Raw genomic sequence first — 7,208 nt, forward strand, 5'->3', positions numbered from 1 at the left:
CTTCCGGGTCAGTACCGGGTCACGGCCAGGTCCCCGGACGCCGTGCCGATCGCGATGTGCGGGCGGCGGCGCGGGTCCGCCCAGCGCAGGATCGCCCGCATGGCCCGCTCGGGCACGGACACGCAACCGGCCGTCGCGCCCCTGCCGTTGACGTGCAGGAAGATGCCGGCGCCCCGGCCGCGTACGGGCCGTTCGTAGTTGAAGGCGATCAGCAGCGCGTGCGCGTACTGCTTCTCGTAGGTCACCAGGTGTTCGGCCTCGCCCGGCGCGCAGTCCGCGGGCAGCGGCTCCACCCAGCGGTTGTAGTGGGCGGACGCATTGTCCTGGCACCACCAGGAGTCGCCGGTCACGCGCCGGTAGCCGTACTCCGTCCCGGCCGGAGCCCGCCGGATCCCGAAGGCGTACGGGAGCTCGTACAGGCCCGTCGGTGTGGTGCTGGTGCCCTGCGTACGGGTCGCGCCCTCGGTGAGGCCGTTCGCCCCGAAGCGGGCGGGCGCGCTCCCGGCGGCGAACCAGCGCCCCGCCCACCGGTCCCACCAGATCACCCGGCCGGTCGTGGATCCGGGCGCGGGCGCGACGGCGGTGATCAGCTGACTGCCGCCGCCGGTGTCGGCGAGACGGGCGGGCAGAGGCGCGGGACCCTGCGGCAGCAGGGTGGTGACGATCAGTGAGCCGGTGACGAGAGCGGTACGCAGCACACGTCAGACGGTACGGGGCGGAAGGGGCAGGGGCAGCGCAGGCAGGCCGTCGAGGCTCTTTTCGACCTTCTTCTCGCAGTACTCGGCGAACTCCTCGTCCGTCTTGCGGCCGAAGTACTCCGCGTGGAGGGTGCGCTCGCCCTGGTACTCCATGAAGGGGACGGCGTAGCCGCACACATCGGCGATCCGGCGGGCGTGGACGAGGATGATCGCCCGCGCGGCGGGCCCGTCGGCCTCGCCGAACAGGCCGATCAGCTCGGCCCAGCGGGGGTCGTCGCGGAAGACCGCCTCGCCCTCGCCGTGGATGCGCACGATGTTCGGCGGCCCGCTGAACGCACACCACATGAGGGTGATCCGGCCGTTCTCGCGGAGGTGGGCGATGGTCTCGGCGCCGCTGCCGCCGAAGTCCAGGTAGGCGAGCCGCTGCTCGTCGATGACGACGAGGGTCCCGGCGCGGCCCTTGGGGGACAGGTTGACGTGACCGTCACCCGCGAGCGGGGCGGTCGCGGTGAAGAAGACCGGCTGTTCCTCGATGAACGTGCGCAGTCGACCGTCTATGCGTTCATGCAGTTTTCCCATGATCTGTAGTATCCGCCCCCGTCCGGGTCGGACCGCACGTCGTCACACTCCGACACGTAGCAGCGCGCGTACCCGCCGCAGGTCCGCCCCGTCGAACACCGGGAGGCACCGTTTCAGCAGCTCCCGCATTTCGGCCCCATCGAGGGCTTCCCGGCGCACCGTCGCCTGCCAGTCCCACCGCCGGAGCAGGGTCACGGCCAGGTGGCGCACCTCCGGTTCGGGGTCTTCGAGCATGCCGGTCACCGCGCGCAGTCCGTCGACCGACCCCGGGGAGGCCAGCAGCCGGGCGGCGGCCCGGCGGGTGTGCGCGGGGTGGCCCGGACCGGTCCGGGCCGCCAGCCAGTGGGCCGGCAGCAGGGCGGCCGCCGGCCGGAGCGAGCGGGCGACCTCCCGGGCCACGGCCGGTGACGGATCGTCCAGCAGCGGCCGCAGTTCCTCCGGGCCGAAGCCCGGGGCGTCGAACAGCCGGAGTCCCGCGACGGCCGCCGCTCGCACGGGGCCTTCGCCGTGGCCGAGCAGGCCGCGCAGGACGGGCTCGTCCGCCCGGTCCGCGCACTCCGCGAGGCCGAGCACCGCTCCGGGCGAGGGGGAGTCCGCGCACAGCATCAGGTAGCGGGCGCGTGCGTCGCCGCCGTGCTGCCTCACGAGCCACCGGGCGCAGGCCCGGACCAGCCCCGACGGATCGCCGAGGTACCGCTCGGCCTCCCCGGCGCGGCCGTCCGCGCGCAGGGCTGTCACGCCCGCCGCCCGTACGGAACCGGCGCGGGCCCGCAGCAGCGCGTCGACCGCCGAGGCGTCGGAGCCGTGTGCGGCCAAGGCGGCCAGCGCGGCGTCGGTCCACAGCTGCCGCAGCACGGCGTCCGGTTCCCGGGCGGCCCGCCGGGCCAGTTCCGGTGCCCCGGCTCCCGGGGCCTCAAGGTCGATCCGTACGGCCGTCCGCCGGGTCCGCAGATCGGGGTGGCGGCACAGCCGCGCCAGGACCGCCGCGTGCGCCGGCTCGCGCAGCGCCGCCTCGAACAACGTCACGGCCCAACGGCCCTCCTGGCGTCCGCGCAGGTGCAGCACCATGGGCGTCACGGCGTGCAGGGTCTCCCCGGCGGTGTCCCGCAACGCGGCCGACAGGACCCGACGGGCGGCCGACCGGACCTGGGGAGTCCAGTCCGCGCAGCGCAGCACGACCAGCGGCAGCAGCTCCGGGATGCCCGCGGCCGCGACGACCGCCGCTTCCCGCACCCGCCCGTCCCAGTGGCACAGGGCCGTCGCGGCCCGGGAGCGCAAGCGCGCGGAGTCGTACGGCCGCAGGTACCGGACTCCGACGTCCAGCGCGGTCCAGGCGTCCGGGTCCTCGGTGTCGATCACCTCGTCGAGCGGGGCTCCGGTGCCGTCGGTGAGCTTCAGCGCCGCATCGCGGCCGGCGTACAGCTCCCACCTCAGGCGCTGTTGCAGCAGCTGACGGGCCCATCGCCGGACGACGGGGTCGCGGTGCGCGGTCAGCGCCCGGGCACACCGCCGCCGGACCAGGAGCGGGCGCAGCTCCAGCAGGTGCAGGCCCGCGGCCCGTACGGCGGCCGGCCGGCCGGGCGCGAACAGTTCCAGGAGCCAGGACTCCGGCCGGGTGCGGGCGTACGGGACCACGGCGGAGCGGACCGCGTCGGCGGCCGGGGCGTGCGGATCGGCCAGGTACGGCAGCAGCTGCTCGGGCGTCGCCGCGCCGCGTCTGCGCAGGCCGGACAGTGCGGCGGCCCGGACCCGGCCGTCGGGGTGTCCGGCAAGCCGCCACAGCAGCGCCACGTCCGAGGCGTCGCCGGTCTCGGCGAGCCCGTGGACGGTTCCGGGCGAAGGGGAGTGCGCGCACGCCGCGCGGTAGAGGGCGAGCGGGTCCCGTCCCATGGCGCGTACCTCCCGGCGGGCCGCCTCCCGTACCCGGGCCGCCGGGTCCGCGAGGAAGGCGTCCAGCTCGTCGGCGCGGCCCGCCCGGCGCAGGGCGCCGACCGCGCGGACGCGCAGCGGGCTGCGCGGGTGGGTGAGCAGGGTGTCGAGGAGGGGTCCGCGGGCCGTGTCCAAGACCTCCCGGGCGGCCTCCTCGCAGCGCCGCTGCACCGCGCGGTCCCGGCTCGCGGTGAGGACGGCCGCGAGCCGGTCGGATGTCAGGACCCCCGCGCGCAGGGCCAGTTCGAAGGCCTCCCGCCGGATCTCGGCGTACGTCCCGGTCACGATGAACTCCGCTGCCCGCTGCGGCGGGAGCACTCCGGAGCGCAGGGCCGCGAACCGTATCCGCGGCTCCGGGTCACCGGCGACGAGGGCCGCGACCCGGTCCGCCGGAAGGAGTCCGTACCCCAGGGCGGCCCGGACGGCGGCGAAGCGCAGTGCCGGGTCCGTGTGTTCCGTCAGTTCTGTGATCCGTTCCGTGATCCGCGCGTCCGGCGTGCCGCCGAGCCGTTCCAGGACCAGGTCCCAGGCCCAGGCGCCGTGCCGCCGCAGGCCCACGAGCAGCGCGAGGGGGACGAGCGCCCGTACGGCCCCGTCCTCGGCGGAGGCCAGTTCCGCGCCCAGCAGGGCGCGCGCCCGCTCCCGTACGGGCTCCGCCGCGTCGGCGCACCGGATCACGACCAGCGGCAGAACGCCGGGCCTGCCCGCCGCGTACCCGAGCGCGGCCTCCCGCACCAGGGGGTCTCCGTGGCACAGGCACAGGGCGAGCTCGGGCTCCGCCGGGGGAGCGGAGGTCCAGGTCACCCCGTGCCCCTCGTGCCAGTGCGGGGCGGCGCTCCAGTCGGCGATCTCGCGGCCGTCGAAGGAGTGCCATCCGACCTGGAGCGTGCGGTAGTACCTCCAGCCCGGATGCGTCTGCATGAAGACGGTGCTGTCGAGCCGGGTCCACGCCTCCGGAGCGTTGCTGACCGGGGGGCACCCCGGGCCCTTGCCGTGCAGCAGTCGCTCGGCGGGTGAGAGGTCATGGGTGCGCCCCAAGGGCGGCAGCATCTGCCTGACCGCACCCTAGGCCGCTGCACCCCCTGTGACCTCTTGTTATTCGGTCCATTGACGAAACATACGGTGTAGTGCATAGTTATGCCTGTCGTTGAATGCACCGTAAGGAGAAGCCCGTGACCGAGCGCGTCGTACTCGCCTACTCGGGCGGACTTGACACCTCCGTCGCCATCGGCTGGATCGCCGAGGAGACGGGCGCTGAGGTCATCGCCATCGCGGTGGACGTCGGCCAGGGTGGAGAGGACCTGGACGTCATCCGCAAGCGCGCGCTCGCCTGCGGGGCGGTGGAGGCCGAGGTCGCGGACGCCAAGGACGAGTTCGCCGACGAGTACTGCCTCCCGGCGATCAAGGCCAACGCCCTCTACATGGACCGCTACCCGCTGGTCTCGGCCCTCTCCCGGCCGACCATCGTCAAGCACCTGGTCGCCGCCGCCAAGAAGCACGGCGCCTCGACCGTCGCCCACGGCTGCACCGGCAAGGGCAACGACCAGGTCCGCTTCGAAGCCGGCATCGCCGCCCTCGGCCCCGACCTGAAGTGCATCGCCCCGGTCCGTGACTACGCGATGACCCGCGACAAGGCGATCGCCTTCTGCGAGGAGAAGCAGCTCCCGATCGCGACCACCAAGAAGTCCCCGTACTCCATCGACCAGAACGTCTTCGGGCGCGCCGTCGAGACGGGCTTCCTGGAGGACATCTGGAACGCCCCGATCGAGGACATCTACGAGTACACCGCGAACCCGGCCCTCCCGCGTGAGGCCGACGAGGTCGTCATCTCCTTCGTGGCGGGCGTGCCCGTCGCCATCGACGGCAATCCCGTCACCGTGCTCCAGGCCATCCAGCAGCTCAACGAGCGCGCCGGTGCCCAGGGCATCGGCCGGATCGACATCGTCGAGGACCGCCTCGTCGGCATCAAGTCCCGCGAGGTGTACGAGGCCCCGGGCGCGATCGCGCTGATCACCGCCCACCAGGAGCTGGAGAACGTCACCGTCGAACGCGAGCTGGCCCGCTACAAGCGGCAGGTCGAGCAGCGCTGGGGCGAGATGGTCTACGACGGCCTGTGGTTCTCCCCGCTGAAGCGGGCGCTGGACGGTTTCATCAACGAGGCCAACCAGCACGTCACCGGTGACATCCGGATGACCCTGCACGGCGGCCGCGCGGTCGTCACCGGCCGGAAGTCGGACGAGTCGCTCTACGACTTCAACCTCGCGACCTACGACTCGGGCGACACCTTCGACCAGTCCAAGGCCCAGGGCTTCATCGAGATCTTCGGCCTCTCCTCGAAGATCGCGGCCCGCCGCGACCTCGCCTGATCCGAGCTCGCGTACGGACCGCCTCCCCGTTACCTCCGCGGCGGGGAGGCGGTTGCACATCCAAAGTCCACGCCTTACAGGCAGTCAAAGTCATGCAGTCTTGAGGAGCAGTAGCTGTGAGCAGCAACAAGGGTGACGTCCGGCTCTGGGGCGGCCGGTTCGCCGACGGCCCCGCCGAGGCCCTCGCGAAGCTGTCCGCGTCGGTCCACTTCGACTGGCGCCTCGCGCCCTACGACATCGCCGGCTCCCGTGCCCACGCGCGCGTGCTGCACAAGGCGGGCCTGCTCACGGCCGAAGAGCTCGACCGCATGATCGCCGGTCTCGACCAGCTCGAAGCCGATGTGGCCGACGGTTCCTTCACCGGCACCATCGCCGACGAGGACGTGCACACCGCGCTGGAGCGGGGTCTGCTGGAGCGGCTCGGCGCCGACCTCGGCGGCAAGCTGCGGGCCGGCCGGTCCCGCAACGACCAGGTGGCCACCCTCTTCCGGATGTACCTGCGCGACCACGGCCGGATCATCGGCGGGCTGATCGCGGACCTCCAGGACGCGCTGGTCGGCCTCGCCGAGACCCACGCGGACGTGGCGATGCCGGGCCGGACCCACCTCCAGCACGCACAGCCGGTGCTCTTCGCCCACCACGTACTGGCCCACGTGCAGTCCCTGTCCCGGGACGCGGAGCGGCTGCGCCAGTGGGACACCCGGACCGCGGTCTCCCCGTACGGCTCGGGCGCCCTCGCCGGTTCCTCGCTGGGCCTGGACCCGGAGGCGGTCGCCGCCGACCTGGGCTTCGAGCGGGGCTCGGTCGGCAACTCGATCGACGGCACGGCCTCGCGCGACTTCGTCGCCGAGTTCGCCTTCATCACCGCGATGATCGGGATCAACCTGTCCCGGATCGCGGAGGAGATCATCATCTGGAACACGAAGGAGTTCTCCTTCGTCACCCTGCACGACGCCTTCTCGACCGGCTCGTCGATCATGCCGCAGAAGAAGAACCCGGACATCGCGGAGCTGGCGCGCGGCAAGTCGGGCCGCCTCATCGGCAACCTGACCGGCCTGCTCGCGACCCTCAAGGCGCTGCCCCTGGCGTACAACCGGGACCTCCAGGAGGACAAGGAGCCGGTCTTCGACTCCTGCGACACCCTCGAGGTCCTGCTGCCGGCCTTCACCGGCATGATGGCGACCCTGACGGTCAACCGGGAGCGGATGGAGGAGCTCGCCCCGGCGGGCTTCTCGCTCGCGACCGACATCGCGGAGTGGCTGGTCAAGCAGGGTGTGCCGTTCCGGGTGGCGCACGAGGTGGCCGGCGAGTGCGTCAAGGTCTGCGAGGCCGAGGGCATCGAGCTCGACCAGCTGACGGACGCCCAGTTCGCGAAGATCTCCGAGCACCTGACCCCCGAGGTCCGCACCGTCCTCAACGTCAAGGGGGCCCTGGCCTCCCGCAACGGCCGCGGCGGCACCGCCCCGTCGGCGGTCGCGACCCAGCTCACCGAGCTGAAGGCCGACTTGGTCATCCAGCACGCCTGGGCCGCCCACAAGCAGTAGACGCCGTGCCCGGAGGGGGGGGGGGGGGGGGGTGTTTCTTCCCCCCCCCCCGCGCGTCCGCCCCCCATAAGGGCGTCCCCCATTCTCTCTCC

General features: G+C 73.1%; 5 protein-coding genes. 2 read left to right on the forward strand and 3 right to left on the reverse strand.

The genetic code is table 11. From position 1 onward, the window contains the following. Nucleotides 1–8 precede the first annotated feature (8 nt). From ACZ4TV_RS31555 to ACZ4TV_RS31565, 3 genes are read right to left on the reverse strand one after another with little or no spacing between them, the layout of a single operon-like run. Nucleotides 9–695 (reverse strand): L,D-transpeptidase family protein, encoded by a 687-nt coding sequence (locus ACZ4TV_RS31555; protein WP_468138634.1) that lies wholly within the window; start codon nt 693–695, stop codon nt 9–11. A gap of 6 nt (nt 696–701) precedes the next feature. After that, complete coding sequence (locus ACZ4TV_RS31560) at nt 702–1,277, reverse strand: pyridoxamine 5'-phosphate oxidase family protein (RefSeq protein ID WP_468138607.1); 576 nt, start codon at nt 1,275–1,277, stop codon at nt 702–704. Between the two features lie 42 nt (nt 1,278–1,319). Beyond that, nucleotides 1,320–4,244, reverse strand: a complete 2,925-nt coding sequence (locus tag ACZ4TV_RS31565; RefSeq protein WP_468138609.1) for a hypothetical protein — start codon at nt 4,242–4,244, stop codon at nt 1,320–1,322. 134 nt (nt 4,245–4,378) lie between these two features. Between ACZ4TV_RS31565 and ACZ4TV_RS31570 the strand changes: the two genes are divergently transcribed. After that, complete coding sequence (locus tag ACZ4TV_RS31570) at nt 4,379–5,572, forward strand: argininosuccinate synthase (RefSeq protein ID WP_468138610.1); 1,194 nt, start codon at nt 4,379–4,381, stop codon at nt 5,570–5,572. 116 nt (nt 5,573–5,688) lie between these two features. Continuing rightward, nucleotides 5,689–7,116 carry an argininosuccinate lyase gene (gene argH / locus ACZ4TV_RS31575; RefSeq protein WP_468138611.1) on the forward strand — a complete coding sequence of 476 codons (1,428 nt, stop codon included), beginning with the start codon at nt 5,689–5,691 and terminating at the stop codon, nt 7,114–7,116. Nucleotides 7,117–7,208 lie beyond the last annotated feature (92 nt).

This window comes from Streptomyces sp. NPDC028910, assembly GCF_055564955.1.